This window comes from Streptomyces sp. ICC4 (assembly GCF_003287915.1).
Classification (GTDB): domain Bacteria; phylum Actinomycetota; class Actinomycetes; order Streptomycetales; family Streptomycetaceae; genus Streptomyces; species Streptomyces tritrimontium.
On the sequence record NZ_CP030286.1, the window covers coordinates 24,363 to 51,173 of the forward strand.

The following is a 26,811-nucleotide window of genomic DNA, read 5'->3' on the forward strand; positions in this document are numbered from 1 at the left end:
TGGGGGATGAGCCGTTATTGGAGGGCCATGCGAGCGATTCAGGTGTACGAAGTGGGCGGTCCCGAGGTGCTGCAGGAGGCCGAGGTGGACCAGCCGCGGCCGGGTCCGGGCGAGGCGGTCGTGGAGGTCGCCGCATCCGGGGTCAACTTCCTCGACGTCTACCACCGCGAAGGCCGGTACAGCCTCCCGCTGCCCTTCACCCCGGGCGCTGAGGGCGCCGGCACGGTCGTCGAAGTTGGACCCGGCGTCGCTGACGTCGCAGTCGGGGACCGGGTCGGTTGGGTGGAGATTCCCGGCACGTATGCCGAGCGGGCCGTCGTGGACTCCTCCCGGCTGGTGCCGCTGCCCGACGATATCGGCTTCGAGACAGCCGCCGCCGTGCTCCTCCAAGGCATGACCGCGCACTATCTCGTCAAGGACGCCTACCCGGTTCAGGGGGGCGACACGGTGCTCGTGCATGCGGCTGCTGGTGGCATGGGGCTGCTTTTGACCCAGCTCATCACCCATCTCGGCGGCAGGGTGATCGGCACGACGTCGACCACGGCGAAGGCCGAGCTGGCGAAGCGTGCCGGGGCCGCTGAGGTGATCCTTTCCTCCGCAGTCGACGATCTCGCAGCCGAAGTGAGGCGGCTCAACGGCGGTCAGGGACTGCCGGTTGTCTTCGACGGCGTCGGCGCGCACACCTTCGATGCGAGCCTCGCCAGCCTGCGAACCCGCGGCCATCTCGTGCTCTTCGGCGCGGCAAGTGGTGCCGTGCCGCCGTTTGATCCGATTCGGCTCGCCCACGGCGGTTCGCTGACCCTGATCCGGCCCAGCCTCGGGGACTTCATCGCCGATCGGTCCGAACTGCTCCGACGGGCCGCCGATGTGTTCGAGTGGGTGCGCTCCAAGGCGCTTGAGGTCACCGTAACGGGCCGCTACGCATTGTCCGAGGCCGCCCAGGCCCACAGCGATCTGGAGGCTCGGCGTACCACCGGCAAGCTGCTCGTCGTACCCGATGCGGCCGCTATTGGACGCCGCGAGGAGACGCAGAGCTGATCGCGGGTGACGAGGTCGGGGATCTTGGAGACTGAGATGTCGAGGGCATGGCCGACCGTCATCGCCAAGATCCCCGACACCGTCAGGCACTCAGCAGGCCAAGATCAAGTTCTGGCGGGTTTCTGACGTATCCGGGTCACACCCCTTCAAGATCCCTCAGCCGAGACCTGGCTCACCCGTCCACAACCTCCCGGGACGGAACACCTAGTGCTGTGACCGGAAAGGTCCACCGGGTCGCGCCGCCCGGCACGGCACCTCGCCGCGTTGTCGGACCACCGAAGTACGTCCAGTACAAGCGGCGGCCCTCCGCCTTGCGAGGCACCGCACCGGACACCGCGACCCGGCAAACCTTCCCGGCCACAGCACTAGGCGAGTCAGGGCCGCCGCCACCAGCGCCGGGGACGGGGCTCGGGCGCGGGGGGCGGCGGGGCGGCGTCGAACTCGCGGGAGACGACCTCGACGCGCCGCCGCGCGTGGTCCGCGCGCAGGGTGTCCAGGCCCAGGGAGTCGAGGTGGCGGACCTGGTCGGCCTGCGCGACGGGATCGAGGACGATCGAGGCCACGGCGGGGTCGCCGTCGCCGACGGTGACGTCCTCGGACATCACCGCCTCCATCAGCCGCGAGGCGGCCTCGGGCGGGGCGTCCGCACCGACGGCCAGGTGCACCAGCAGCTGTTCCACGCCGGAGTGCTCCCAGCAGGCGTCCGCGATCCACACGGTCTCGATCCCGGGGAAGTCCAGCAGCCGCGCCCGCAGTGCGTCCCGCAGGGCCAGGGCCAGGGGGCGGGTCGACCAGCCGAGCATGACCGACCGCCCCTCCGTCAGGCGGGTCCCCTGCCGGAGGGCGTCGAGCAGCATGTCGGAGGGGATCTTGGCCCATCCGGCCGGGGAGGAGACGATCATCTTCACGGCCTTCGTCTGCCGCAGGATGTCGTGCAGCCGCATGGCGTCGCAGTGGACGGCGCCCGCCGCCTCGGGGAGGTCCTCGGCGAGGCATTCCGCGCTGACGTACCCGGGGAGGCCCGGTCCTTCGTCCTCCGCGAGGAACACCACGGAGCCCTTGGCGTCCACCGGTACGAAGACTCCGCCGTCGAGGAGGGCCGCGATGAGAGGCCCGTCGCCGGAGTCGGCCGTCCCCTGGTCGGGGCGTTCGAGGATCTCGGCGAGCGCCGTGTTCACTGTGGTCACCGGCGGAGCATAGGGGCAGGGCCGCTGTCGCCGCGACGCCGTTCCGGGGCCTTGTGCGAAGGCCCCGTACCGCTGGGCCCCGTACTACAGGCCTTCCGCGCCCCGGTTGCGCAGGCGCCGCCCGTACTGCTGGAGGACCCACAGCTCCTCCTGGACCGCCGCCAGCTGCTCCGGCGGGGCCTGCGGGCCGAGGCGGGCCATCGTGCCCTGGATCTCGTGCACCCGGCGGTCGACCGCGCGGAGCCGGACCTGGACCAGCTGGACCCCGGCGTAGACCTCGTCGACCGTCTTCGCGTGGATGGCCTCGACGACGAGCTCGGTGACCAGTGCGCGGACGGTGTCGTTCGGCGCGGCCTCCCGGACCCGGATCACATAGTCCTCGGTGCCCAGGGAGGCGCCGCCGGCGTCCTGGATGGCCTGGCGGACGGCCGCGTAGGGCGGGGCGGTGAACTCGTCCATCCCGTACGCGTCGAAGGCGGGGGAGACCAGCGCCGGGCGCTGCAGCGCCAGCTTGAGCAGCTCGCGCTCGGTGATGTGGGAGGGGCTGCGCAGGTTCAGCGCGGGGCCCGAGGGCGTGGCGGCCGGCGCGGCGATGTCCTCGTAGGAGTGGCCCCGGCGCTGCTGCTGGGGCTGGTTCCCCCGGTCCCGGGACCAGCGGTCCAGCTGGGCGATCCGCTTGACCACGAACTGCTCGTCGCGCATGCCGAGCATGCCGGCGAGCTGGACCGCGGACTCGTGCTGGATCCCGATGTTCTTGATCTTCTTGATGATCGGGGCGGCTTCTTCCAGCGCGGCCGCCCGCCCCGCCGGATTCTCCAGGTTGTGCCGGGAGACGATGTGCCGCAGCGCGAACTCGAACAGCGGCGTGCGGGCCTCGACCAGTCCGGACACGGCCGCGTCGCCCTGGGCCAGGCGCAGGTCGCAGGGGTCCATGCCGTCCGGGGCGATGGTGATGGAGGTCTCGGCGGCGAACTTCTGGTCGTCCTCGAAGGCGCGCAGTGCGGCCTTCTGCCCGGCCGAGTCGCCGTCGAAGGTGAAGATCACCTCGGCGGTCGCGTTGTCCATGAGCAGGCGGCGCAGGATCTTGATGTGGTCGCCGCCGAAGGCGGTGCCACAGGTGGCGATCGCGGTGGTGACCCCGGCCAGGTGGCAGGCCATCACATCGGTGTAGCCCTCGACGACGACGGCCCGGGAGGTCTTGGCGATCTCCTTCTTGGCCAGGTCGATGCCGTACAGCACCTGGGACTTCTTGTAGATCGAGGTCTCGGGCGTGTTCAGGTACTTGGGGCCGTTGTCGTCGTCGCGCAGCTTGCGCGCGCCGAAGCCGACGACCTCGCCGCTGATGTCGCGGATGGGCCACATGAGGCGGCCGCGGAAGCGGTCGATGGGCTTTCCGCTGCGGCTGTCCTGGGCCAGGCCCGAGGTGATCAGTTCCTTGTCGCTGAAGCCCTTGCCGCGCAGGAAGCGGGTCAGGTGGTCCCAGCCGGCCGGGCTGTAGCCGACGCTGAAGTGCGCGGCGGCGGCCTGGTCGAAGCCGCGCTCGGCCAGGAACTTGCGGCCGATCTCCGCTTCGGCGCTGTCGAGCTGGTCCATGTAGAAGAGGGCGGCCGCCTTGTGCGCCTCGACCAGCCGGATGCGCTCGCCGCGTCCGCTGCTGCCGGCGGTGTAGCCGCCCTCCTCGTACCGCAGGGTGATGCCGGCCGTGCCGGCCAGGCGCTCGACCGCCTCCGAGAAGGAGAGGTGGTCGATCTTCATGATGAAGTCGAGGGTGTCCCCGCCCGCCTGGCAGCCGAAGCAGTGGTAGAAGCCCTTGCTGGGGCTGACCTGGAAGGACGGGGACTTCTCGTCGTGGAAGGGGCAGAGGCCCTTGAGGTTGCCGCCGCCGGCGTTGCGCAGCTGGAGGTACTCCGAGACCACGGCGTCGATCGGGACCGCGTCCCGTACCGCCTTCACGTCGTCTTCGTTGATCCGTCCTGCCACGCCTGAAGTCTACGGCCGGTCACCGACAATCCCGTCAGGCCCCCTCCGCCGGTACCAGGGCCGAAAGCGGAATCGATGGATCCGCCAGTTTCTCGCGGTCCACGGGCGCCTTTGACCTGATCAGGGCCTGGATGTGCTCGGTGACGTCCCACACGTTCACGTTCATCCCGGCCAGGACCCGGCCGTCCGAGAGCCAGAAGGCGATGAACTCCCGCTTGCCCACGTCGCCGCGGATGAGCACCTGGTCGTAGCCGCCCGCCGGGGCGTACCCCGAGTACTCCAGGCCCACGTCGTACTGGTCGGAGAAGAAGTACGGCACCCGGTCGTACGAGACCTCCTGCCCCAGCATCGCCCGCGCGGCGGCCGGGCCCCCGTTGAGGGCGTTCGCCCAGTGCTCCACCCGCAGCCGGGCCCCCAGCACGGGGTGGTGCGCGGCCGCCACGTCGCCGACCGCGAAGACGTCCGGGTCGGAGGTGCGCAGCGAGGCGTCCACGGCGATCCCGCCGCCGTGCTCCCGGTCCACCAGGGCCAGGCCCGAGGTCTCCGCCAGGGCGGTCCGCGGCGAGGCCCCGATCGCCGCGAGGACCGCGTGCGCCGGGTGCTCCTCGCCGTCGTCGGTGCGGGCTGCCAGGACCATGCCGTCGTGCCCGACGATCTCGGTCAGCCGGGCCCCGAAGTGGAAGCGGACCCCGTGCTCGGTGTGCAGGTCGGCGAAGAGCCGGCCGACCTCCGGGCCCAGCACCGTGTGCAGCGGGGTCGCCTCCGGCTCGATCACGGTGACCTCGGCCCCGTACCCCCGGGCCGCCGCGGCGACCTCCAGGCCGATCCAGCCGGCGCCCGCGATCAGCAGGTGCCCGTTGTCCCGGCCCAGGCCCGCGAGGGCCCCGCGCAGCCGCTCGGCGTGCGCGAGCCGGCGCAGGTGGTGCACCCCGACCAGGCCGGTGCCCGGGATGTCGAGCCGGCGCGGCTCGGCTCCGGTGGCCAGGAGCAGCTTGTCGTAGGGCAGCGCCGTGCCGTCGCCGAGGACCACCTTCTTGGCCTCCCGGTCCAGCTGGACCGCGGGCTGGCCGAGGTGCAGCTCGATGTCGGAGGCCGCGTACCAGGACGGCTCGTGGACGAAGACGCTCTCACGCTCCTCCTTGCCCGACAGGTAGCCCTTGGAGAGCGGGGGCCTCTCGTAGGGATGCTCGCGCTCGTCGCCGATCAGGATCACCCGCCCCGTGAACCCCTCGGAACGCAGCGTCTCGGCTGCCTTGGCTCCGGCGAGCCCTGCGCCGACGATGACGAACGTCCGGTGTGCGTCGACCACCTGATGCCTCCTCATAACCTCTCCGCCACATGCGACCACATGCGAGCGTCCCGCACTGAGCGTGCCCCGTGAAGGGGGAGTGGCCCGATCGGCTCACCCTTCGGCGCGTCGGGTGCGCAGCGTGAGGCGGGCGTGCAGGGAGCGCGCGGAGGCGTCCGTGAGCGCCGCGATCTGGTCGACGACCGCGCGTTTGCGGGCCCGGTCGTCCGGCGCCGCGTCGAAGATCGCCCGGAACTGCGGGTCCAGCCCCTCGGGCGCGCGGGCGCTCAGGGCCTCCGCGAGCTCGGCCAGGACCACGCGCTGATCGGCTCGGATGCGCTCCTGCTCGTCGCGCTGCATCACGTACAGGTCGGCGACCGCCTTCAGCACGGCGCACTCGTTGCGCGCTTCGCGCGGAACCACCAGCTCCGCCGCGTACCGGGTCAGCCGGCCGGTTCCGTACGCCTGTCGGGTCGCCCCCTCGGCGGCCAGGCAGAAGCGGCCGATCAGCTGGCTGGTGGCGTCCTTCAGGCGGGCCTGGGCCACGGCCGAGCCGTCGTACCCGTGCGGCCACCACTCCTCGCCCATCAACCGGTCCAGCGCCTCGCGCAGTTCCTCCGGCTCGGTGTCGGAGGGCACGTAGCGGCCGATGGCGACCCGCCAGATCGCGGTGCGCTCCGGCTCGGCGAACAGCAGGTTCGGGTCGAGGTGGCCGGCGTGCAGGCCGTCCTCGAAGTCGTGGACGGAGTACGCCACGTCGTCCGACCAGTCCATGACCTGCGCCTCGAAGCACTTGCGGTCGGCGGGCGCGCCGCGGCGCAGCCACTCGAAGACCGGCAGGTCGTCCTCGTACGCGCCGAACTTCACCGAGTCCGGTTCGGTCGGGTGGTCCCCGCGCGCCCAGGGGTACTTGGTGGCCGCGTCCAGGCAGGCCCGGGTCAGGTTCAGGCCGACGCTCACCAGCTCGCCGCTCCCCGGATCGGGGACGAACCGCTTGGGCTCCAGCCGGGTCAGCAGGCGCAGCGACTGGGCGTTGCCCTCGAAGCCGCCGCAGTCCTTGGCGAACTCGTTGAGCGCCTCCTCGCCGTTGTGGCCGAAGGGCGGGTGGCCCATGTCGTGCGAGAGGCAGGCCGCCTCGACGAGATCGGGATCGCAGCCCAGCGCGGCGCCCAGCTCGCGGCCGACCTGGGCGCACTCCAGGGAGTGGGTCAGGCGGGTGCGGGGGCTGGCGTCCCAGTCGTAGGAACGCGTGCCGGGGGTGACGACCTGGGTCTTCCCGGCGAGCCGGCGCAGGGAGGCGGAGTGCAGCACGCGGGCGCGGTCGCGCTGGAACGCGGTCCGGCCTGGCCGTTTGTCGGGCTCGGTCGCCCAGCGCTCGGTGTCGGCGGGATCGTAGGGCGGACGAGCGGACGCGGTGGTGCCTTCCAAGCCTTCCATGCCCAGAACGGTAACCGGACCTGCCGACAAGACGAGACAATCCGAGCAATCCGAGCAACACGCCCCTCAGACGGTGGCCAGTTCCAGCCGCTCCCCGTGCTGCCCGCCGTGCTGCCCGCCGTGCCGTGCGAGGAGGGCCTCGTCGTAGCGCTGCAGCACCAGCCGGGCCAGTGCCGGATGGTCCCCGAGCGGTGCCGCGGCCGGGCCCGGCGCGGCGGCGGCGCTCTGCGCGGCGAAGCGGCCGGGCGCGGTGAAGTACGAGGCGACCGCGACCCGGTGGCCCCGCGCGGCCAGCGCCCGCACGGCGTCGGGCACGCTGGGCGCGGCGGCCGAGGCGTAGGCCGGGACGACGGGCACCCCGCCGAGCCGTTCGCCGAGCAGCGCGGCGGTGGTCCGGGCGTCGGCGGCGGAGTCGGGGTCGCGGGATCCGGCGCAGGCCAGCACCACCGCGGAACCGGCGCTCCAGCCGGCCTCCAGCAGCCGCTCGTACAGCGCCTCGACGAGCAGCGGGTGCGGTCCGAGCGGGGCGGCGACCTCGGTCCGCAGGTGTCCGGCGCGGGCGGCGGCGGCCGGCAGGTCCCGCTTGACGTGGGTGCCGCGCCCCAGCAGCAGCGGCACCAGGACGGCGGACCCGGCGGTCCGTTCGAGGGCGCGGTCCAGCAGGGGGTGGTTCAGCTCGATGTGGCCGAGCCGGACGTCGAGGCGGGGACGGAGCTCGCGGACCCGTTCGAGGAGGGCTTCGACGGCGCGCGGTGCGCGCGGGTCGCGGCTGCCGTGGGCCACGGCGACGAGGGTGGGCTGCATGGGGGGACTCCGTGGTGTCGGGGGCGCAGACCGCTCAGCTGGGTGCCGAGCTGGGCGGTGATCCGGTGCAGCAACTCCGCCGTGGTGGCGGGCGGAAGCGGGAGGGGCAGGGACTCGGGAGGGTGCGCCGGCTCCGTCATGGACCGATCCTGCGCGCCGCAGGTTGCCGACGCGTTGCGCCGGGGTGACGGGTGTTTTCCACCTGCTCACAGGGGGGTGGACGGCGGGGTGTGGCCGCCCGCGCCCGCGGCGGGGGAGCCCCCGGGGAAACCGCCGGGGAAACCGCCGGGACCGTACACGCGTCCGTAGTCGACGGGACCAACCAGGGGGTAAGGATGCGCACAGCGGTACGGGGCCTGCTCGGGGCGGCAAGGACGCTGCCCGGGGCGGTCCGGGGCCTGCCCGCGGCGGTACGGGGCCTGCGGGCGGCGCTGCGGGGCATGCCGGCCCGGCGGCGGGCCGTGCAGGCGGTCATGGCGCTCTGCGCGCTGGCGCTGCTGCCCTCGGCGTGGACGCACGCGGCGGCCGGTCCGCGGCTGCGCACCACCGCGGACGCGCCCGCCGCCGAGGTGGCGGTGGTCTTCGGGGCCGGGCTGTGGAACGGCCGGCCGACCCCCTACCTCGCGAGCCGCCTCGACGCCGCCGCCGAGCTCTATCGGGCCGGCCGGGTCAAGGTCGTCCTCGTCACCGGCGACAACAGCCGCACCGAATACGACGAGCCCGACGCGATGCGGGCGTACCTGACGGGGCACGGGGTGCCGGACGCCCGGATCGTCAGCGACTACGCCGGCTTCGACTCGTGGGACTCCTGCGTCCGGGCCCGGGAGATCTTCGGGGTGCGCCGGGCGGTGCTGGTCAGCCAGGACTTCCACATCCGCCGGGCGGTCGCGCTGTGCCGGGCCGCGGGCGTGGACGCGTACGGGGTCGGGGTGGCCGAGGTGCACGACGCGACCTGGTACTACGGCGGCGCGCGCGAGGTCTTCGCGTCGGGAAAGGCGGCGCTGGACGCGGTCTTCAAGCCGGAGCCGCGGTTCCTGGGGCCGAAGGAGGAGGGGGTGTCGCGGGCCCTGGCCGCTCTGACAGACTGACGCCGCTGTCGGCATATGCCGATTAGTCATATAGCGATCCGTCTCGTTCGGCAGGGGTGTGGAACCGTGGCTGTTGTGGATCTGAGCGGCAAGGTCGTCGTCGTCACCGGTGGGGCCCGAGGCCTCGGCGCGGCGGCCGCGCAGGCCGTCGTGGACGGCGGGGGCAGGGTGCTGATCACCGACGTCCTGGAGGCGGAGGGCGCGGAGACGGCCGCGAAGCTCGGCGGCGCCGCGCGCTTCGTGCGGCACGACGTGACCAGCGAATCCGACTGGGAGGCGGCGCTGGGCCACGCGGTCGCCGAGTTCGGCCGGATCGACGGCCTGGTCAACAACGCCGGGATCTCCACCGGCCAGTTCCTGGAACACGAGAGCGTCGAGCACTTCCGCAGGGTCGTCGAGATCAATTTGGTCGGCGTCTTCATCGGCATCAAGACCGCGATCCCGCTGCTGCGCGCGAACGGCGGCGGCTCGATCGTCAACATCTCCTCCGCCGCCGGCCTCACCGGCCTCGCGCTGACCGCCGGATACGGCGCCTCGAAGTGGGGCGTGCGCGGCCTGTCGAAGATCGGCGCGGTCGAGCTCGCCGAGGCCGGGATCCGCGTCAACTCCGTGCACCCCGGCATGACGCTGACCCCGATGACCGCCCCGATCGGCATCCGGGCCGGCGAGGGCAACTACCCGGGCACCCCCCTCGGCCGCGTCGGCCTCCCCGAGGAGATCGCCGCCGCGATCGCCTTCCTCCTCTCGGACGCCGCCGGATACATGACCGGCGCCGAGCTCGCGGTGGACGGCGGCTGGACGGCAGGCCTGACCGTCCAGTACCTCACCGGCCGGCAGGGCCCGCGCTGAGGGGCTCGTACAAGAGGCGTAACCGGGGGTGGCGGTCCGCGTAACACCCGCGTCGCATCGTGAACCGCATGCACACTCCGGGAGCCGCACCGGCAGACACCGCCTCCTCCGCCGTCACCGCCACGCACTGCCCGTACTGCGCCCTGCAGTGCGGGATGAACCTCCGCCCCGAACCGGGCGGAGCGGGCGTGGTGGTGGAGGAGCGCGCGGACTTCCCCGTGAACCGGGGCGCGCTGTGCGGCAAGGGCCGCACCGCTCCCGCCGTGCTCTCCTCCCGGGTGCGCCTGACCCAGCCGCTCGTCCGCACCCACGCCGGGCAGCTGGAACCGGCCACCTGGGAGGAGGCCCTCGACGCCGTCGCCGAGGGCCTCGCCCGCACCCGGCGGTCGTCCGGGGCGGACGCGGTCGGGGTGTTCGGCGGAGGCGGGCTGACGAACGAGAAGGCGTACGCCCTCGGGAAGTTCGCCCGGGTCGCGCTGGGGACCTCGCAGATCGACTACAACGGCCGGTTCTGCATGTCCTCGGCCGCCGCCGCGCACCAGCGGGCCTTCGGGCTCGACCGGGGGCTGCCCTTCCCGCTGGAGGACATCCCCCGGACCGGCTGCGTCATCCTCGTCGGCTCCAACCCCGCCGAGACCATGCCGCCCGCCCTGCGCTTCTTCCGGGAACTCAGGGAGAACGGCGGCACGCTGATCGTGGTGGACCCGCGCCGCACGCGGACCGCCGAACAGGCCGACCTGCACCTGGCCCCGCGCCCCGGCACGGACCTGGCGCTGGCGCTCGGCCTGCTCCACCTGGTGGTGGCCGGGGGGCACACGGACGAGGAGTTCATCGCCGGGCGCACCACCGGCTGGGAAGAGGCCCGAGCGGCCGCCATGGCGCACTGGCCGGAGCTGGTCGAGCGCATCACCGGCGTGCCGGTGCCCAAGCTCCGCGAAGCGGTCGCCCTGTTCTGCGAGCCCTCCTCCGCCATGGTGCTCACCGCGCGCGGACCCGAGCAGCACTCCAAGGGCACCGACACCGTCGGCGCCTGGATCAACCTGTGCCTGGCCACCGGCCGGGCCGGCCGCCCGCTCTCCGGCTACGGATGCCTCACCGGCCAGGGCAACGGCCAGGGCGGCCGCGAGCACGGCCAGAAGGCCGACCAGCTCCCCGGCTACCGCAAGCTCACCGACCCCGCGGCGCGGGCGCACGTCGCCGGCGTCTGGGGCATCGACCCCGACGCGCTCCCCGGCCCGGGCCGCAGCGCCTACGAACTCCTCGACGCCTTGGGCTCCGAGGTGAAGGCCCTGCTCCTGATGGGCTCCAACCCGGTGGTGTCGGCCCCCCGCGCCGCCCACGTCGAGGAGCGCATCCGCTCCCTGGACTTCCTCGCGGTCGCGGACGTGGTCCTGTCCGAGACGGCCGCCCTGGCGGACGTGGTCCTCCCGGTCACCCAGTGGGCGGAGGAGACCGGCACCACCACCAATCTGGAGGGCAGGGTCCTGCTCCGCCGCCGGGCGCTGACCCCGCCGCCGGGCGTCCGCTCCGACCTGGAGGTCCTGCACGGCCTGGCGTCCCGGCTGGGCATGCCGAAGGCCTTCCCGACCGCGCCCGAGGAGGTCTTCGAAGAGCTGCGCCGCGCCTCGGCGGGCGGCCCGGCGGACTACTCGGGCATCACGTACGCCCGCATCGAGGCCGAGCAGGGCGTCTTCTGGCCCTGCCCGGCGGACTCCGGGGCCGGGCAGGGAGCCCCGGGGGAGCCCCACCCCGGCACCCCGCGCCTCTTCCTCGACCGGTTCGCCACCGAGGACGGACGGGCCCGCTTCGTGCCCGTCACCCACCGCGACGCCGCCGAGATGCCGGACGCGCAGTACCCGCTGCTGCTCACCACCGGCCGGGTGGTCGCCCAGTACCAGTCGGGCGCGCAGACCCGCCGGGTGGCGGAGCTCAACGAAGCCGCCCCCGGCCCCTTCGTGGAACTCCACCCCCGCCTCGCGGCGCGCCTCGGCGCCGTCGACGGGGCCCTCCTGGCCGTCACCTCCCGGCGCGGCCGCGCGGTCGCCCCGGCCCGGATCACGGACACCATCCGGGCGGACACGGTCTTCATGCCCTTCCACTGGCCGGGCGAGGGCCGCGCCAACACCCTGACCAACCCGGCGCTGGACCCCACCTCCCGGATGCCGGAGTTCAAGGTCTGCGCGGTCCGGGTGGAGCCGGTCTAGGCATGCCCGCCCGCCGCGAAGGTGGGCGCGAGCGCCTCGACCAGGCGCTCGACGAAGGCTGCCTCGCCGGCCCGGGCCAGGTGCGGGTACTCCGTCTCGAAGTGCGGCCATTCCGTGCCCGGGATCGAGCCGGCGTTCAGGCGAGCAGGACGGCGTCGTAGAGGTCCTTGCCCTGCGGATGCGCGTCGCTGATGATCCACAGCAGTTTCCAGGCCGGCGAGAGCGCGGGCGAGGCGGCCAGGACCACGGCCCCGCAGCCGAGGTCGCCCGGCTCGCCGGGCCGCCGCCCAGGCGGCCGTCCGCGCGGGATCCGCGAAGACCGGATCGCCGGCCCGGTAGGCGCGCGGCCAGTGCTTCAGGGAGGGGTCGAAGATCGCCTGCTGCCGTACGTCGCGACCCCCCACCGGACGCAGCGTCCGCGCGCAGCGCCGGCACCAGTCGGACATGCGTCCGATCCGCATCGGGGTTCTCGTCAGGGGGTAACCATGGGTCACGCGCCGGACTCAGAAAGTGCTCGCACGCCCCTCGTGGCAGCGATGTGCCGTACGCCACACTGAGATCCGGTGCCCCCGTCCTCGGAGCCCTGTGGAGGTCGCCCCCGTGCAGACCCAGAGCTTGACCGTCAGCGTCAGTCCGCCCGGAGGCGCCGCAGCCGACGCCGAAGCGGCCGCGGCCGAAGAGCCCGAGGCCGAGGCCGACGCCGTGGACGAGGAGGAGGAGCCCGAGGCTCCGGAGCGGGTCGAGCACGTGCCCACGCAGCGCAAGCGCGCCGGCGAAGGCTCCGCCGGGGCCGGTCCGTCCGCCGACCTCTTCCGGCAGTACCTGCGCGAGATAGGCAGGATCCCGCTGCTCACCGCCGTCGAGGAAGTCGAGCTCGCGCGGCGCGTGGAGGCGGGGCTCTTCGCGGAGGAGAAGCTCGCCAGCGGCGCCGTGCTCGACCTGCAGCTCACGCTCGACCTGGACAAGCTCGTCGTCATGGGGCGCATGGCCAAGCGCCGCCTCATCGAGTCGAACCTGCGGCTCGTCGTCTCCGTCGCCAAGCGCTACGTCGGCCGCGGACTGACCATGCTCGACCTGGTCCAGGAGGGGAACCTCGGACTGATCCGGGCCGTCGAGAAGTTCGACTACGCCCGCGGCTACAAGTTCTCCACCTACGCCACCTGGTGGATCCGCCAGGCGATGTCCAGGGCGCTGGCCGACCAGGCCCGGACCATCCGCGTACCCGTCCACGTCGTCGAGCTGATCAACCGCGTCGTCCGCGTCCAGCGCCGCATGCTCCAGGAGCGCGGGTACGAGCCCACCGCCGAAGAGGTCGCCGTCCACCTGGAGTTGACCCCCGAGCGGGTCCTGGAGGTGCTGCGCCTCGCGCAGGAGCCGGTCTCGCTGCACGCACCCGTGGGCGAGGAGGACGACGTCGCGCTCGGCGACCTCATCGAGGACGGCGACGCCGCCTCGCCCGTGGAGTCGGCCGCGTTCTTCCTGCTCCGCGAGCACCTGGAAGCGGTGCTCTCCACCCTCGGGGAGCGGGAGCGCAAGGTCGTACAGCTGCGCTACGGGCTCGCCGACGGGCGGCCGCGCACCCTCGAGGAGATCGGGCGGATCTTCGGGGTGACCCGCGAGCGGATCCGGCAGATCGAGTCCAAGACGCTGAACAAGCTGCGCGACCACGCCTTCGCCGACCAGCTGCGCGGATATCTGGACTGAGCACGGGAAGGGGCGCCCCGAAGGGCGCCCCTCCCGACACCGGCCGCGCCGGGCCCCAGGTCGTCGTCTAGTCGACCTCCGCCACCGCCTGCGCGAACTGCGCCGCGTACAGCCGCGCGTACGCGCCGTCCGAGGACAGCAGCTCCTCGTGCGTGCCCTGCTCCACGATCGAGCCGCTCTCCATCACCAGGATCAGGTCGGCGTCGCGGATCGTGGACAGCCGGTGCGCGATCACGAAGGACGTCCGGCCGTGCGCGAGGCGCGCCATCGCCTTCTGGATCAGCACCTCGGTGCGGGTGTCCACCGAGCTCGTCGCCTCGTCGAGGACCAGGATCACCGGGTCGGACAGGAACGCCCGCGCGATGGTGATCAGCTGCTTCTCGCCCGCGCTGACGCCCGCGCCCTCGTCGTCCAGCACCGTGTCGTAGCCGTCGGGCAGGGTGCGGACGAACCGGTCCGCGTGCGCCGCCCGCGCGGCCTCCTCGATCTCGGCGCGCGTGACCTCGCGCGAGGCGCCGTAGGCGATGTTCTCCGCGATGGTGCCGCCGAACAGCCAGGTGTCCTGGAGCACCATGCCGATGCCGCCGCGCAGTTCCTCGCGGGTCATCTTCGCGATGTCCACCCCGTCGAGGCCGATCTCGCCGCCCGTGACCTCGTAGAACCGCATGAGCAGGTTGACCAGCGTGGTCTTGCCGGCGCCGGTCGGGCCGACGATCGCGACCGTCTGGCCGGGGTCGACGCTGAGCGAGAGGTTCTCGATCAGCGGCTTGTCCGGCTCGTAGCGGAAGGCGACCTTGTCGAAGGTGACCTGCCCGAGCAGGGTCTCCGGACGCTCCGGAACCTCGGCGTCCGGCTCCTGCTCGGGCGCGTCCAGCAGCTCGTAGACCCGCTCCGCCGACGCGACACCGGACTGCACCAGGTTCGCCATGGAGGCGACCTGCGTCAGCGGCATCGAGAACTGGCGCGAGTACTGGATGAACGCCTGGACGTCACCGATCGACAGGGTGCCCGAGGCCACCCGCAGGCCGCCGACGACCGCGACGAGCACGTAGTTGATGTTCGAGATGAACAGCATCACCGGCTGCATGATCCCGCTGACCAGCTGCGCCTTGAACGAGGCCCTGTACAGCGCCTCGTTCTGCTCGGCGAACAGGGCCGCGGACTCCTTCTGCCGGCCGAAGACCTTGACCAGCGTGTGGCCCGAGTACATCTCCTCGACGTGCGCGTTCAGGGCGCCGGTGGACTTCCACTGCGCCACGAACTGCGGCTGCGACTTCTTGCCGATCTTCGCGGCGACGTACGCCGAGACCGGGATGGTCACCAGTGCGACCAGCGCCAGCAGCGGAGAGATCCAGAACATCATCGCCAGCACGCCGACGATCGTCAGGATCGAGTTGAGCAGCTGGCCCATCGTCTGCTGGAGCGTCTGCCCGATGTTGTCGATGTCGTTCGTGGCCCGGCTCAGCACCTCGCCGCGCTTCTGCTGGTCGAAGTACGACAGCGGCAGCCGCGACAGCTTCGCCTGCAACTGCTCGCGCATCCGGTACACGGCGGCGTTCATGATGTGGTTCGACAGCCGGGTGGCCACCAGCATCAGCAGGCCGGCGAGCGTGAAGACGCCCAGCGCCCACAGAGCCACCGCCCCGACCGCGCCGAAGTCGATGCCCTTGCCCGGGGTGAAGGCGGTGCCGGACAGCATGTCCGCCATCCCGCCCTGACCCTTGGCGCGCATCGCCGCCAGGGCCTGCTCCTTGGTGGCGCCGGGCGGCATCTCCTGCCCGGCCTCCCGGCCGACGATCCCCGCGAACACGAGGTCGGTGGCCTTGCCGAGGATCTTCGGACCGGTCACCGAGGCGGCGACACTGGCCACCACCGCCAGGACCATGCCCCACAGCTTGGCCCGGTCGCGCGCCAGCTCGCGCAGCAGCCGGTTGCCCGAGCCCTTGAAGTCCATGGTCCGCGTCGTGGGCGGACCCATCATCATCCGTCCTCCGGGCCCGCTCATGCGGCCTCCGCCTCCGTCAGCTGGGAGAGCACGATCTCCCGGTAGGTCTCGTTGCCGGCCATCAGCTCGTGGTGGCGCCCCTCGCCCACCACCTGCCCCTCGTCGAGGACGATGATCCGGTCGGCGTCGCGGATCGTGGAGACCCGCTGGGCGACGATGACCACGGTCGCGTCCTCGGTCTCGCGGGCGAGCGCCGCGCGCAGCGCCGCGTCCGTCGCGTAGTCCAGGGCCGAGAAGGAGTCGTCGAACAGGTAGATCTCCGGGCGCTGCACGAGCGTGCGCGCGATCGCGAGCCGCTGGCGCTGTCCGCCGGAGACATTGGTGCCGCCCTGGGCGATGGGCGCGTCGAGCCCGCCCTCCAGCTCGGACACGAAGCCCTTGGCCTGCGCCACCTCCAGCGCGTGCCACAGCTCTTCGTCGGTGGCGTCCGGCCGCCCGTAGCGCAGGTTGGTGGCGACCGTCCCGGAGAACAGGTACGGCTTCTGCGGGACCATGCCGACCGTCCTGGCGAGCAGGTCCGGGTCGAGGCCGCGCACGTCCTCGCCGTCGACGAGCACCTCGCCGCCGGTCGCGTCGAACAGCCGGGGGACCAGGCCCAGCAGCGTGGACTTGCCGCTGCCGGTGGAGCCGATCACCGCGGTGGTCTCGCCGGGGCGGGCCACCAGGTCCACCCCGCGCAGGACCGGGGCCTCGGCGCCCGGGTAGCGGAAGTCGGCGCCGCGCAGTTCGAGGCGGCCGTGGCGGTCGAGCTCGAGGACGGGCTCGGCGGGCGGGACCACGCTGGAGTCGGTGTCCAGGACCTCCTGGACGCGCTCGGCGCAGACTTCGGCGCGCGGCACCATCATGAACATGAAGGTGGCCATCATCACGGCCATGACGATCTGCATCAGGTAGGCGAGGAAGGCCGTCAGCTGGCCGATCTCCATGCCGCCGCTGTCGATGCGCATCGCGCCGAACCAGATGACGGCGACGCTGGAGATGTTCACGACGACTATGACGGTCGGGAACATCAGCGCGAGCAGCTTGCCGGCGGCCAGCGAGACGCCGGTGAGGTCGGCGTTGGCCTCGCGGAAACGCTCCTTCTCGTAGTCGTCGCGGACGAAGGCGCGGATCACCCGGTTGCCGGTGATCTGCTCGCGCAGGACCCGGTTCACGGTGTCCAGGCGCGTCTGCATAGCGCGGAACAGCGGACGCGTCTTCAGGACGATCGCGCCGACCGACAGACCGAGCACGGGAACCACCGCGAGCAGTACGCCCGACAGCTTCACGTCCAGCGACAGCGCCATGAAGATGCCGCCGACGCACATGATCGGAGCCGAGACCATCAGGGTGAAGGTCATCAGCACGAGCATCTGGATCTGCTGCACGTCGTTGGTCGTACGGGTGATCAGCGACGGGGCGCCGAAGTGGCCGAGCTCGCGCGCCGAGAAGCTCTGCACGCGGTCGAAGACGGCGGCGCGGACGTCGCGGCCGAGGGCCGCCGCGGTGCGGGCGCCGAAGTAGACGGCGCCGACGTTGCAGACGAGCTGGACCAGCGAGACGCCGAGCATCAGCGCGCCGAAGCGCAGGATGTAGCCCGTGTCGCCGTTGACGACACCGTTGTCGATGATGTCGGCGTTCAGCGTGGGCAGGTAGAGGCTCGCGCTGGTCTGCAGCAGCTGCAGCAGGACCAGCACGGCGATCGGTTTCCGGTACGGACCGAGGTGGGTCCGCAGAAGTCGTATGAGCACGCGCAGGCTCCGGTCGGCATGATCGAGGGGGTTCACCCCATCTTCGGCCACCCCGTGGCCCGATCCCCACCGCTTTTCGCAAAGCCCGGTCAAAAGGAGTACGTCCGTTCCCCGGCGTCCCGAGCCCCAGGACCCCCGCCGGCCGCGCCGACCGCGAGCATCGGGAGGAGCATGGGAGACGGGGGGTTCTCGGGACGGACCGGCTGTGGAGGGACCCATGACGGCAACCACACGGGAGCAGACCCCCGTCGCCTTCGAGGGCAACGGCGCCGAGCTGCGCCTGCAGGAGATCGGCGGAGGCTACACCGTCGCGTTCGGACGGTTCGACAAGGGCGTGGACATGACCCCGGCGTTCAAGGGCCTGCCGGACGACCTGTGCACGTGCCCGCACTATGCCTATGTGCTCAAGGGCAAGATCAAGATGCACACGAAGGACGGGGACACGGTCTACTCGGCCGGGGAGGCCTGCTACTGGGCGCCCGGACACGCCCCGGAGGCCCTTGAGGACACCGAGTACCTCGACTTCTCGCCGACGGAGGAGTTCCGGGCGGTGGTCGACCACGTGAAGGCCCGGTTGGGCTGATCTCCCGAAACGCGCCGGTGGGCCGGCGGCCGGCGCCGCTTCCCCGAGACCGCTCAGAACGCTCCGGGGTGGATCTGCTCCCGGGTCGCGATGTACTGCTGGCGCACGCCCTGCCAGGCCGGGTACTCCTCGTCCGGCTCGAAGACCTGGGCCGCCGGCGCCGGCCACACCGGCGGGGTGTGCGCAGCGAGTGTGCCCTGTGCCACGCCGAGCGCCCACGCCGCCTGCCGGGCAGCGCCCAGCGCCGCGTAGTCCGCCGGCGCCGGTACGACGATCTGCGTGCCGAACAGCCCCGGCGCGAAGGCCTGTACGGCGGGCAGCTCGGCCGCCGCGCCGAGCAGGAACACCCGGCGGATCTCCACCCCGCGGCTGCGCAGCACGTCGAGGGCGTCCACCAGTCCGCAGAGCATGCCCTCGAAGGCGGCCCGCGCCAGGTGTTCCGGCTTCATGGAGTCGCGCCGCAGCCCGGACAGGGTTCCGGCGGTGTGCGGCAGGTTCGGCGTCCGCTCGCCCTCCAGGTACGGCAGGAGTACGAGTCCGTGCGCGCCCGGGGTCGACTTCAGGGAGAGCGTGCTCAGCCCCTCCAGATCGGTGCCCAGCAGCTCGGCGGTGCCGCGCAGGGCCCGTACCGCGTTGGAGGTGTTGACCACCGGCAGGTGCATGCCGGTGGCGTCGGCGAGCGAGGTGATCAGCCCGCCCGGCTCCGACAGCGCCTCGCGGTGCACCGCCATCACCGACCCGGACGCGCCGAGCGAGACCACCGCGTCGCCCGGGCCCATGCCCAGCCCGAGCGCGGCGGCCATGGTCTCGCCGGTCCCGGCGGAGATCAGCAGCCCCTCGGGGGTGGTGCCGGCGGCGTCGGCCGGGCCGAGCACCTCGGGCAGCAGCGCCCGGTGCCCGAGCGCGAGCTCGACCAGGTCGGGGCGGTAGGTGCCGGTGGCCGCCGACCAGTAGCCGGTGCCGGAGGCGCCGCCCCGGTCGGTGGTCCGCCGGGCCGGGCGGCCCAGCAGCTGCCACACGAGCCAGTCGTGCGGGGACATCAGTACGGCGATCCGCCGGGCCGCGTCCGGCTCGGCGCGGGCCAGCCAGGCGAGCTTCGCCAGCGGCTGTGCCGAATGGGGGACGGAGCCGACGGCCTCGGACCAGGCCTGCCGGCCGCCGAGCGACTCGATCAGGTCGGCGGCGGCGACCTGGCCGCGCTTGTCGTTGCCGACCAGAGCGGGGCGCACCAGGGCGCCCTGCGCGTCCAGCGGCAGCAGGCCGTGCTGCTGGGCGGAGACGCCGATGGCCTGCACCCCTTCGAGGAGCCCGCCGCCGGCGGCCTCGCCGAGCGAGAGCAGCCAAGCCTGTGGATCCGTCTCGTGAGGCAGGGCCTCGCCGGTGGGCTGCGGATGGGGGGCGTACCCCTGGCGCAGCACGGCGCCCGTCTCGGTGTCGCAGACGACGATGCGAGTGAAGGTGGAAGAGCTGTCCAGCCCGGCGACTATCCCCATGCGGAGAATTCTGCCGCACGTCTGAGCGAACTCGTCCGCCCCGGACCGCGCGGAGCCCTCGCGGGTCCCGCGCGGCGACCGGCCGCGGCGGCGTCCGGGTGAACCGTCAGGTGTTGCTGGTGCCCCAGTCGTCCTCGCCCGAGCCGCCGCCGCCGACCCGGGCGCGCAGGCCCCGTACCCGCCCGGCCAGGGCGTCCGGCACGGCGTCGCCGACCTTGTCGCTCACCGCGGCGAAGGCCTTGCCGGCGAACTCGCGCCCGCTCTGACCGGCGCTTTCGGCGGCGTTGCGCACGGCGGGGTTCTGCGCGAGCTCGCGCGCGGACTTCTTCAACTGTTCATAACGCTCGCGCCCGGCCCGGGTTCCGAGCACGTACCCGAGGGCCAGTCCGACCGCGAACGTGACCTTGTACCGCATGCCTGCCACCCTTCGTCGTGTGGTGCCCGGCCCGCTGGCGATACCGATTGGCGGAGCACCCCCCTGCTTGCGCTAATCTATGACTCGCAACGGGCACTCGCCCCCCGGCCAGGCCGGAGGTGGGCTGTTCGGTGCAACGCAGCAATCCCCTGTAGCTCAATTGGCAGAGCAGCCGACTGTTAATCGGCAGGTTACTGGTTCGAGTCCAGTCGGGGGAGCGCGGTCCCCTGTAGCTCAATTGGCAGAGCAGCCGACTGTTAATCGGCAGGTTACTGGTTCGAGTCCAGTCGGGGGAGCAAGAGAGAACGAGGACCCCGTGTGGGTCCTTTTTCTTTTTATTGCCCTGCGTGCGGAACCGGCCAGCGCCCGGCGCGGTCTCTCTGGGCAGGCGAAGCCGATCATGCGAGGCATCCGAGGCAGGAGATCGTATGAGCGGCTATGCTGCGGCAGACGGCGCGCACACATGTACGCGCCACGCCGTGAAGGGGCGGTAGCTCAGCCGGTTAGAGCAGCGGACTCATAATCCGTCGGCCGTGGGTTCGAGTCCCACCCGCCCCACTGCGAGCCGCAGGTGAAGAAACGATCTCACCTGCGGCTTTGGCGTTTCCGGGGTCTGTCGCGCCATCAGGCGAGCTGAGCTCAAGCCTTTGGCTGGGAACCACCTGGGAACGCGGGTCGGCCGTCTCGGGCTGATCGCGGCGACGGCGCGGCACGAGTGAGGCGGCCTTCTCGGCGGCGTCGCGCCCGACTCCACCCAGCAGGTGCGAATACAGGTCCGTGGTGATCGTCACCGTGGAGTGCCCGAGGCGCTTCGACACGATCGCCATGTCGACCCCGGCGGCGAGCATCAGCGACGCCTGTCCGTGCCGCAGGTCGTGCAGCCGTACCCGCCGCAGCCGCCGGCGCTCCCCGGCGGGCAGGTGCGCGTCGTCCTCGAACCGGACGGCGTCGATCAGGCCGCCGAAGAGCTTGGAGACGTGATCCGGGCGCAGGGCGTCGCCGTCGTCATGGGCGAACACGAGCCCGTGGTCCCGGTACGCCAACTTCCACTTGCGGCGCTCGTCCTCCTGCCGCAGCTTGTGACTCAGGAGCGCACCGACGGTCAGCTCGTCGAGGTCGATGATCCGATCTTCGCCGCTCGCCGTCTTGGGCCGGGAGAACATCAGACCGATGTGTCCCCCTTCGCAGTACGGACACGCCACGGGCGGCATGTCCCGCTTCTTGAGCCCGGACACCTGCACGATCTGCTGCCGCACGACGATCACCCGCCGGGCGAAGTCGACGTCGTCCCATCGGAGCCCGCACGCCTCACCGCGGCGCAGGCCCGTTCCGGCGATCACCTCGAAGAGGGCGCCGAGGCGGTGCGTGCCGATGTGGTCGAGGAAGGCGCCGAGCTCGGCCGGCTCCCACGGGATGACCTTGGGGCGCTGAGAGGTTGGCAGCTCGACGTTCTTCGCCATGTTGAAGGTGATGAGCTGCTGCTTCACCGCGGTCGTCAGGGCGCTGCGCAGCGTCGCGTGAATGCGGCGAACGGTCGCCGTCTTCCGCTTCCCGTCGTTGACCTCGGCGAGCAGCTTGTCGACGTGCGAGGGCCGCAGGTCGCGCAGGCGTATGCGGCCGAGGTGCGGCACGAGGTAGTCGTCGATGTGGTGCCGGTACGAGCGGAGCGTCGTCGGGCGCCGGCCCGCCCGCTCCTTGAGCTCCATCCACTTCTTGAGCCACTGCTCGACGGTCTGCCCGTCGTCGTGGGTGTAGCTGCCCTCACTGATCCGGGCGAGGACCGTGCTCAGCTCGCGCTCGGCCTCATCGGCCGTGGCGAACCCGCCCTTCTTGAGCTGCTGCCGCTTGCCGTCCCTCTCGATCCCGGTGTCGGCGGCGTAGTACCAGGAACCGTGTGCCTTCTTGCAGTTCTTGCGCCGGCCCTTGGCGTCGTACTGCGCCGGGCACTGGCACCGCTTGAACACGTGGCCTTTCAATCTGCCTCCTTGACTGCTGGGTCGTATGGGAAGCGATGGTGAACCCATCGAGGGAGCGGAGGGGGCATCAGCCCGTCTTCGCGTAGGACTGCCCTGATCTCTTCAAGGCGCTCAACGATTCCTTCTAGGGCGGCGTCCGTGGCCTCCGCGGCGCGGAGAAGTGCGTCACGTAGCTCCGCGTCGCTGTCGGCCACTCGCGCGGCCCGTTTCCTGTCCTCGTCCGCGATCTGCTGATGTCGCAGCAGTGTGGCGATGGCCTGCGCATGCTCGCGGTATCGGAACATCCCATATGGCGTGTCTTCGAAGTCGTCGGCGTCTTGATCAGTGACGGCCCAGTCGGCACCGGTCCTGCCCGCCGCCTCGCCAGTGATCCACTGAGCTGCCTCGAAGGCGTGCGCCTGGACTCCTGGAAGTGGCTCGACGGTCTCCTCGTATCCCACGGGGACGACCAGCGCGACGGGCGGTACGCGCAGGGCTTGCGAGATGACCATGAGTTCGGCAACGGAAAGGGTCGGTCGCCGACCGCTCTCGAAGTTGGCCAGCACGGATCGCGCGATGGGCATGCCGAGTTCGGCGCAGCGGTCCGCGAGCTGCTGCGCGCTCATTCCGCGTACTTGGCGGAAGCGCCGGACCTCAGTGGCCATCGTGCGGGCCAGTCGAGCAGGCCATTCCTCTTGTGTCATGGAAGCACAGTATTCAAGTTGATTGACACTGTCCAGCATTGAGGTGCATTCTGTGCTCACCTGTCACCAAAACCGAAGAGGTAGTGACTCAGTGACACAGTCCAGCATGACCCGATCGGATCTCCTGGCTCTCCCGCCCGCGGTCGACCTCGTAACGGCAGGTCGCGCGCTTGGCCTGGGGCGGAGCAAGTTCTACCAACTGGCCCAGCGCGGCGAGATGCCCGTACGGACGCTGCGTCTGGGTAGCGCCTACCGCGTGGTCACGGCCGAACTGCTCGAACTCCTCGGCGTTCAGCCGGAATAGGCGGGCCCCGGCCGGTGCGCTAACACCGAGCCGAGGCCCCGAAGCCCCTCAGCACTGCCCAGCTCTGAACAGTCACGGCGAGCGCGAGGTCTCTCACCACCTTGCGCCGCCAGTAAGGAAGCTTCATGTTCCAGGCTACTGAGCGCGCGCGTCGCTCGTTGCCGTACCTGCCCACCGGACGCCGGTCCGGGGCCGCCCGATGAACGAGACCGACACGGCACGGCGGGTCGAGCAGGTGCTCGACCTCGCCAGCCACGGCATGCACGTATTTCCCCTCCGCCCCGACGACAAGCGGCCCGCCGTGAAGGAGTGGCAGCAGCGGGCCACGACCGAGAAGGACGCGATCGTACGGGCGTGGTCGCACGGACCGTATGGCGTCGGCATCGCCTGCGGTCCCTCCGGTCTCGTCGTGGTCGACCTCGACACGGCCAAGGGCGACACCCCGCCTGACGAGTGGACCCTGCCCGGGATCACCGACGGCGCCGATGTTCTCGCCGAGCTGCATGCCCGCCACGGGGCTCGGTGGCCGTTCGGCACCACCCCGGCGGTTCGCACCGCATCGGGCGGCCAGCACCTCTACTACCGGGCGCCGGTCGACGGCGAGATCCGCAACAGCGCCGGCCGCCTCGGGTGGAAGATCGACGTACGTGCGGTCGGAGGGTACGTCGTCGCCCCGCCCTCAACCGCGAACGGCGCCCCGTACCGATGGCTGACCGGCCTCGACGCCGAGGTCCTCGCCTTGCCCGATTGGCTCGGCGAGCTCGCCGCCCCGGCGACGCCCGAGCCAGTGCACGCGGTAGTGCTGCCGCTGACCCCGCCGCGCACCACCCGCCCGGGGTACGCCGCCGCCGCGCTGCGCGCCGAGGCCGACGCCGTCCGCACGGCCGCCCCCGGAACCCGGAACGACACCCTGCACCGGGCCGCGTTCAAGCTCGGCACACTCGCCGGCCGCGGTGACCTCACCCCCGCCGAGATCGTCGACGAGCTGCTCGCCGCGGCAGCAGCCAACGGCCTCGGCCCGACGGAAACGGAGAAGACCATCACCTCGGGCCTGCGCTCGGGAATGCACCACCCGCGAGGGGCCGCCGTATGACCGCCCCGACCGCGCGTGAGCGCATTCTCGCTGCCGTCCCGGCCCAACCGAGCGAGGCCGCCATGACCGACCGCACCACATGGCAGCGCGTCGACCTCGGCCCCGTGCTCGACGGCACCCACAGCGCGCCGCAGCCGACCATCGGCCGCCGTGACGACGGCGCCGGTCTCTTCTACCCCGGTCGCCTGCACAGCATCTTCGCCGAGCCCGAAGCCATGAAGACATGGCTTGCACTCACCGTAGCGACCGCCGAACTCGCCCTCGGAAACGCCGTGATGTACCTCGACTTCGAGGACGAGGAAGGCGGCATCGTCTCGCGCCTGCTCGCCCTCGGAGCCCCGGCCGCCGCCATCGCCGAACGCTTCCACTACTTCCGCCCCGACGGGCCGCTCGGCGACGCAGGCCGCGCCGCTCTGGCCCCCTACCTCACCAGCCCGACCACCTTCGCCGTCATCGATGGCGTCACCGAAGCGATGGGCCTCTTTGGTCTCAAGCCGAAGGACGACACGGACGTCGCCGGCTTCTGGCGCATCCTGCCCCGATGGCTCGCCGAGCAGGGCCCGGCCGTGCTGCTGCTCGACCACGTCAACAAGGACCGCGAGAGCCGGGGCCGCTGGGCGACCGGCTCGCAGCACAAGCTCTCCGGACTCAACGGGTGCGCCTTCGTACTGGAGAACATCACGCCCCTTGCCCCCGGGCAGACGGGCAAATCCCGTGTACGCGTTGCCAAGGACCGCCCCGGACAGGTCCGCAAGAACGCTCTGCCGGGCAGCAACGGGGCGCTTCACTGGTTCGCCGACTTCATCGTCGAGTCCCAGCTCGACGGCTCGGCGCTCGTGAGTCTGCCGGCGCCCGTGCAGCGTGACGGGCCGTTCCGGCCGACGGCGCTCATGAAGCGGGTGTCAGACGCTCTCGCCACCGCGAGGGAGCCGCTCAGCGTGCGCGGTGTCCTCGACCGTGTGTCCGGCAAGCAGGATGCCGTACGCCGAGCGCTCGCCCTGCTTGTCGACGAGGGGTACGTGAGCGTCACGCCCGGCGCCCGAAACGCGCAGCTTCACGAGTCGAAGCGCCCGTTTACCGATTCCACCGACTGACCGTACGACCGTGTCCCACCGTGGCCGACCACTTCCCCGGCCACGGTGGCCCCGACCGTATGACCGTGTCCCAGTGTCCCTATAGGGGACACGGTCAAACGGGCCACACTCACGGCCCGCACTCACCCTCGGGACACGCTCAGCGTCTCCCCGATCACCAGATGCCCGGATGTCGCCTCCTCCGGTCTCCCTGCCGTCGCGGGGAACGCCCACCCACGCCTCATTACGTCCTCACGCGCGCGTGAGGAGAGAAGGACCCCGAGATGACCAGTAAGAATCGCCCCGCCGCTGTGGTCGCCCTGGCCCGCGGCAACACGGCCGAGCAGGCCGCCCGCGAGGCCGGCGTCTCCGGCCGCACCATCCGCCGTTGGATGGAGGACCCCGGGTTCGGTCGACAGGTAACGGCGACTCGAACCGAGCTGCTACAGCTCGCAGTCGGGCAGCTCGCCGCCGCCTCGACCAAGGCCGTGGCCACCCTCGTCGATGCGCTCGACAACGAGAAGGGGCAGGCCCGCGTGCAGGCTGCCCGTGTGTTGCTCGACGCCGTCCTTGCCCTGCGCGAGTCCCTCGACCTCGAACAGCGCCTCGCCGCCCTCGAAGCAGCCGGGGGTGACGCGCGCTGATGGCCCGTAGGAAGAACAAGCTCGCCGACCGCCTCGCCCGCCTCGAAGACGCGTCCCGCGAGAGCATGTGGCAGCTCACCCTCGAAGACGGCACCACCGCCGCTCTGCCCGTGCTCACCGTCATGGACGCGCTCGCCGAGCTGTTCGGCTTCCCCGTCGACGGGGACCAGGAAGATGACGAGCGGTCGCCGGGGCCGCCCCGACTGACGTTGACCCGCGAGATACGGCTGCTCGCTCGCGTGGCCGAGGGCTCAGAGACGTCGATGCTCGGCCGTACCGTCGTAGCGCTTGCCAAAGAGGCCGTTCGGGAGAGTGGCGAATGAACACCCTCGACCGTTCCCAGCGCGTTCCCAACCCCCTCACGACCTGCGCTGATGATGCCCGTAGCGGATACCAAATCCGTCGGTTCGATGACTCGGATCGGGTACGACTGGGCAGTTCGATGCTCCGGCCAGACGGATCGGTGATCGTTCCGCCCGTGCTCGCGAGTGAGGTCGTTCGCATCCTCTCGGCTCACCTCGACGAACGGGTGCGCACAGATGGAGGCGAGCTCTCGGCCGGAGCGCGACGACTCCTCGTCGCACTACAGGCCGGCGCCGAGCACGCGACCGCAGAGTCCGTACGGCCTGCCGCTACCGGAAGCACCCTGGCGGACCCTGACACGGTCGAGGTGACCGTGATCGAGGCGGCGGCGCTCATGGAGTGCTCGCCGCGCTGGATTCGGTCCCTGATCGAAGCCGGGCGCCTGCCCGCCCGGCGGGCCGGCGAGCGTTTGTGGCTCGTCGACCGCACAGCCCTCGACCACTACCGCCAAGGAGGAACCGCCCTATGACCGCCGCAGACGTCGACCGCTCACAGTGGGAGGACATCACGCCTGACGATCGCAAGATTCCTTGGAAGCGGATCACCGCCCCGGAAGCCCGTTCGGGCCCCGTCAGCACTCACCCCGTTCTCGCAGATCGGGGCTTTGTCCACACCGCGCCGTGGTGGGTCGACGGCACTCTCTACACGGACAACGTCCGCTGGTTCGGACATGTTCGGGAGCAGGCGCAGCAGAGCGGCCAGCACCTCGCCGTCGAGGAAGCCCCGGACGGCCCGCCAGTCGAGCACCGCGCTCAGGTCGACGCCATGCGCCGGTATGCCGAGCTGCACACCCTGCGCCCTGCTCGCCCTCTGCCGTGCGACGAGCAGGGGCAGCCCTTGCTCGTCCGCTTCTACTGACCAGCCCCGCCG

The 26,811-nt window shown here is 71.7% G+C and carries 22 protein-coding genes, 3 tRNA genes and 2 pseudogenes; 17 read left to right on the forward strand and 10 right to left on the reverse strand.

Going from position 1 to position 26,811, the window contains the following annotated elements; all coding sequences use genetic code 11:
• Positions 1-27 precede the first annotated feature (27 nt).
• The gene (locus DRB89_RS00115; protein ID WP_112446335.1) at positions 28-1,038 is read left to right on the forward strand and encodes a quinone oxidoreductase; all 1,011 of its coding nucleotides are present in this window, start codon (positions 28-30) and stop codon (positions 1,036-1,038) included.
• 374 nt (positions 1,039-1,412) lie between these two features.
• Here the strand turns inward: DRB89_RS00115 and DRB89_RS00120 are convergent, their stop codons facing one another.
• The 5 genes and pseudogenes from DRB89_RS00120 to DRB89_RS00140 all read right to left on the reverse strand — a co-directional run bounded on the left by DRB89_RS00120 (position 1,413) and on the right by DRB89_RS00140 (position 7,874).
• The gene (locus DRB89_RS00120) at positions 1,413-2,225 is read right to left on the reverse strand and encodes a hypothetical protein (RefSeq protein ID WP_162688416.1); all 813 of its coding nucleotides are present in this window, start codon (positions 2,223-2,225) and stop codon (positions 1,413-1,415) included.
• An 84-nt stretch (positions 2,226-2,309) separates the two neighbouring features.
• Complete coding sequence (dnaG, locus tag DRB89_RS00125; protein WP_112446333.1) at positions 2,310-4,205, reverse strand: DNA primase; 1,896 nt, start codon at positions 4,203-4,205, stop codon at positions 2,310-2,312.
• 34 nt (positions 4,206-4,239) lie between these two features.
• Positions 4,240-5,514, reverse strand: coding sequence for an FAD-dependent oxidoreductase (locus tag DRB89_RS00130; RefSeq protein ID WP_112446332.1), 1,275 nt, complete (start codon positions 5,512-5,514; stop codon positions 4,240-4,242).
• Positions 5,515-5,607: 93 nt separating this feature from the next.
• Entirely contained in the window at positions 5,608-6,930 is a 1,323-nt protein-coding gene (locus DRB89_RS00135; protein WP_112446331.1) for a deoxyguanosinetriphosphate triphosphohydrolase, read from the reverse strand.
• A gap of 66 nt (positions 6,931-6,996) precedes the next feature.
• Positions 6,997-7,874: pseudogene (locus DRB89_RS00140) on the reverse strand (sirohydrochlorin chelatase).
• Positions 7,875-8,174: 300 nt separating this feature from the next.
• Here DRB89_RS00140 and DRB89_RS00145 point away from each other — a divergent pair.
• The 4 genes and pseudogenes from DRB89_RS00145 to DRB89_RS00165 all read left to right on the forward strand — a co-directional run.
• The gene (locus tag DRB89_RS00145; protein WP_239516714.1) at positions 8,175-8,822 is read left to right on the forward strand and encodes an ElyC/SanA/YdcF family protein; all 648 of its coding nucleotides are present in this window, start codon (positions 8,175-8,177) and stop codon (positions 8,820-8,822) included.
• A gap of 15 nt (positions 8,823-8,837) precedes the next feature.
• Positions 8,838-9,671, forward strand: a complete 834-nt coding sequence (locus DRB89_RS00150; RefSeq protein WP_112446328.1) for a glucose 1-dehydrogenase — start codon at positions 8,838-8,840, stop codon at positions 9,669-9,671.
• Positions 9,672-9,739: 68 nt separating this feature from the next.
• Positions 9,740-11,875, forward strand: coding sequence for a molybdopterin oxidoreductase family protein (locus tag DRB89_RS00155; RefSeq protein WP_112446327.1), 2,136 nt, complete (start codon positions 9,740-9,742; stop codon positions 11,873-11,875).
• A gap of 585 nt (positions 11,876-12,460) precedes the next feature.
• Positions 12,461-13,579, forward strand: a pseudogene (locus DRB89_RS00165) (RNA polymerase sigma factor); the annotation flags it as partial.
• A gap of 67 nt (positions 13,580-13,646) precedes the next feature.
• Here DRB89_RS00165 and DRB89_RS00170 read toward each other — a convergent pair.
• Together DRB89_RS00170 and DRB89_RS00175 are read right to left on the reverse strand one after the other, a co-directional pair.
• Positions 13,647-15,584, reverse strand: coding sequence for an ABC transporter ATP-binding protein (locus DRB89_RS00170; protein ID WP_112446326.1), 1,938 nt, complete (start codon positions 15,582-15,584; stop codon positions 13,647-13,649).
• A complete protein-coding gene (locus tag DRB89_RS00175; protein ID WP_112453123.1) occupies positions 15,581-17,314 on the reverse strand; it encodes an ABC transporter ATP-binding protein in 1,734 nt (577 codons plus the stop codon). The genes DRB89_RS00170 and DRB89_RS00175 overlap by 4 nt, the downstream gene beginning before the upstream one ends.
• A gap of 217 nt (positions 17,315-17,531) precedes the next feature.
• Between DRB89_RS00175 and DRB89_RS00180 the strand changes: the two genes are divergently transcribed.
• Positions 17,532-17,897 (forward strand): hypothetical protein, encoded by a 366-nt coding sequence (locus tag DRB89_RS00180; RefSeq protein WP_112446325.1) that lies wholly within the window; start codon positions 17,532-17,534, stop codon positions 17,895-17,897.
• A 53-nt stretch (positions 17,898-17,950) separates the two neighbouring features.
• Here the strand turns inward: DRB89_RS00180 and DRB89_RS00185 are convergent, their stop codons facing one another.
• A complete protein-coding gene (locus DRB89_RS00185; RefSeq protein ID WP_112446324.1) occupies positions 17,951-19,390 on the reverse strand; it encodes an FGGY family carbohydrate kinase in 1,440 nt (479 codons plus the stop codon).
• 106 nt (positions 19,391-19,496) lie between these two features.
• Positions 19,497-19,805 carry a YtxH domain-containing protein gene (locus tag DRB89_RS00190; protein WP_162688417.1) on the reverse strand — a complete coding sequence of 103 codons (309 nt, stop codon included), beginning with the start codon at positions 19,803-19,805 and terminating at the stop codon, positions 19,497-19,499.
• 145 nt (positions 19,806-19,950) lie between these two features.
• On the opposite strand from DRB89_RS00190, the gene DRB89_RS00195 reads away from it, so the two are divergent.
• The 4 genes from DRB89_RS00195 to DRB89_RS44055 all read left to right on the forward strand — a co-directional run bounded on the left by DRB89_RS00195 (position 19,951) and on the right by DRB89_RS44055 (position 21,823).
• Positions 19,951-20,023: transfer RNA gene (locus tag DRB89_RS00195), tRNA-Asn, on the forward strand.
• A gap of 5 nt (positions 20,024-20,028) precedes the next feature.
• A tRNA-Asn gene (locus tag DRB89_RS00200) sits at positions 20,029-20,101 on the forward strand.
• 188 nt (positions 20,102-20,289) lie between these two features.
• A tRNA-Ile gene (locus DRB89_RS00205) sits at positions 20,290-20,363 on the forward strand.
• Between the two features lie 239 nt (positions 20,364-20,602).
• Positions 20,603-21,823 carry a hypothetical protein gene (locus DRB89_RS44055; RefSeq protein WP_239515948.1) on the forward strand — a complete coding sequence of 407 codons (1,221 nt, stop codon included), beginning with the start codon at positions 20,603-20,605 and terminating at the stop codon, positions 21,821-21,823.
• On the opposite strand, the gene DRB89_RS00225 is transcribed toward DRB89_RS44055, so the two are convergent.
• Positions 21,778-22,464, reverse strand: coding sequence for a helix-turn-helix transcriptional regulator (locus DRB89_RS00225; protein ID WP_162688418.1), 687 nt, complete (start codon positions 22,462-22,464; stop codon positions 21,778-21,780). The genes DRB89_RS44055 and DRB89_RS00225 overlap by 46 nt on opposite strands.
• A 106-nt stretch (positions 22,465-22,570) precedes the next feature.
• On the opposite strand from DRB89_RS00225, the gene DRB89_RS00230 reads away from it, so the two are divergent.
• From DRB89_RS00230 to DRB89_RS00260, 7 genes are all read left to right on the forward strand, one after another.
• Positions 22,571-22,768: a hypothetical protein gene (locus tag DRB89_RS00230; protein WP_112453122.1), complete on the forward strand. Its 198-nt coding sequence runs from the start codon at positions 22,571-22,573 to the stop codon at positions 22,766-22,768.
• 199 nt (positions 22,769-22,967) lie between these two features.
• A complete protein-coding gene (locus DRB89_RS00235) occupies positions 22,968-23,861 on the forward strand; it encodes a bifunctional DNA primase/polymerase (protein ID WP_112446321.1) in 894 nt (297 codons plus the stop codon).
• Complete coding sequence (locus tag DRB89_RS00240) at positions 23,858-24,955, forward strand: AAA family ATPase (RefSeq protein WP_112446320.1); 1,098 nt, start codon at positions 23,858-23,860, stop codon at positions 24,953-24,955. Before DRB89_RS00235 ends, DRB89_RS00240 begins: the two co-directional genes overlap by 4 nt.
• 263 nt (positions 24,956-25,218) lie before the next feature.
• Entirely contained in the window at positions 25,219-25,578 is a 360-nt protein-coding gene (locus DRB89_RS00245) for a hypothetical protein (RefSeq protein ID WP_162688419.1), read from the forward strand.
• Entirely contained in the window at positions 25,578-25,901 is a 324-nt protein-coding gene (locus DRB89_RS00250) for a hypothetical protein (RefSeq protein ID WP_112446318.1), read from the forward strand. Before DRB89_RS00245 ends, DRB89_RS00250 begins: the two co-directional genes overlap by 1 nt.
• Positions 25,898-26,410: a helix-turn-helix domain-containing protein gene (locus tag DRB89_RS00255; RefSeq protein WP_112446317.1), complete on the forward strand. Its 513-nt coding sequence runs from the start codon at positions 25,898-25,900 to the stop codon at positions 26,408-26,410. The genes DRB89_RS00250 and DRB89_RS00255 overlap by 4 nt, the downstream gene beginning before the upstream one ends.
• On the forward strand, positions 26,407-26,799 hold the full coding sequence (locus DRB89_RS00260) for a hypothetical protein (protein ID WP_112446316.1): 393 nt from the start codon (positions 26,407-26,409) through the stop codon (positions 26,797-26,799). The genes DRB89_RS00255 and DRB89_RS00260 overlap by 4 nt, the downstream gene beginning before the upstream one ends.
• The last annotated feature ends 12 nt before the right edge of the window (positions 26,800-26,811 follow it).

Bases quoted from the DNA above. Each gene is read 5' to 3' on its own strand.
- DRB89_RS00250 (WP_112446318.1), top strand. From the start codon at position 25,578: ATGGCCCGTAGGAAGAACAAGCTCGCCGACCGCCTCGCCCGCCTCGAA.
- DRB89_RS00245 (WP_162688419.1), top strand. From the start codon at position 25,219: ATGACCAGTAAGAATCGCCCCGCCGCTGTGGTCGCCCTGGCCCGCGGC.
- DRB89_RS00170 (WP_112446326.1), bottom strand. From the start codon at position 15,584: ATGAGCGGGCCCGGAGGACGGATGATGATGGGTCCGCCCACGACGCGG.
- DRB89_RS00150 (WP_112446328.1), top strand. From the start codon at position 8,838: ATGCCGATTAGTCATATAGCGATCCGTCTCGTTCGGCAGGGGTGTGGA.
- DRB89_RS00115 (WP_112446335.1), top strand. From the start codon at position 28: ATGCGAGCGATTCAGGTGTACGAAGTGGGCGGTCCCGAGGTGCTGCAG.
- DRB89_RS00260 (WP_112446316.1), top strand. From the start codon at position 26,407: ATGACCGCCGCAGACGTCGACCGCTCACAGTGGGAGGACATCACGCCT.
- DRB89_RS00235 (WP_112446321.1), top strand. From the start codon at position 22,968: ATGAACGAGACCGACACGGCACGGCGGGTCGAGCAGGTGCTCGACCTC.
- DRB89_RS00240 (WP_112446320.1), top strand. From the start codon at position 23,858: ATGACCGCCCCGACCGCGCGTGAGCGCATTCTCGCTGCCGTCCCGGCC.
- DRB89_RS00230 (WP_112453122.1), top strand. From the start codon at position 22,571: ATGACCCGATCGGATCTCCTGGCTCTCCCGCCCGCGGTCGACCTCGTA.
- DRB89_RS00135 (WP_112446331.1), bottom strand. From the start codon at position 6,930: ATGGAAGGCTTGGAAGGCACCACCGCGTCCGCTCGTCCGCCCTACGAT.
- DRB89_RS00155 (WP_112446327.1), top strand. From the start codon at position 9,740: ATGCACACTCCGGGAGCCGCACCGGCAGACACCGCCTCCTCCGCCGTC.
- DRB89_RS00185 (WP_112446324.1), bottom strand. From the start codon at position 19,390: ATGGGGATAGTCGCCGGGCTGGACAGCTCTTCCACCTTCACTCGCATC.
- DRB89_RS00145 (WP_239516714.1), top strand. From the start codon at position 8,175: ATGCCGGCCCGGCGGCGGGCCGTGCAGGCGGTCATGGCGCTCTGCGCG.
- DRB89_RS00190 (WP_162688417.1), bottom strand. From the start codon at position 19,805: ATGCGGTACAAGGTCACGTTCGCGGTCGGACTGGCCCTCGGGTACGTG.
- DRB89_RS00180 (WP_112446325.1), top strand. From the start codon at position 17,532: ATGACGGCAACCACACGGGAGCAGACCCCCGTCGCCTTCGAGGGCAAC.
- DRB89_RS00225 (WP_162688418.1), bottom strand. From the start codon at position 22,464: ATGACACAAGAGGAATGGCCTGCTCGACTGGCCCGCACGATGGCCACT.
- DRB89_RS00255 (WP_112446317.1), top strand. From the start codon at position 25,898: ATGAACACCCTCGACCGTTCCCAGCGCGTTCCCAACCCCCTCACGACC.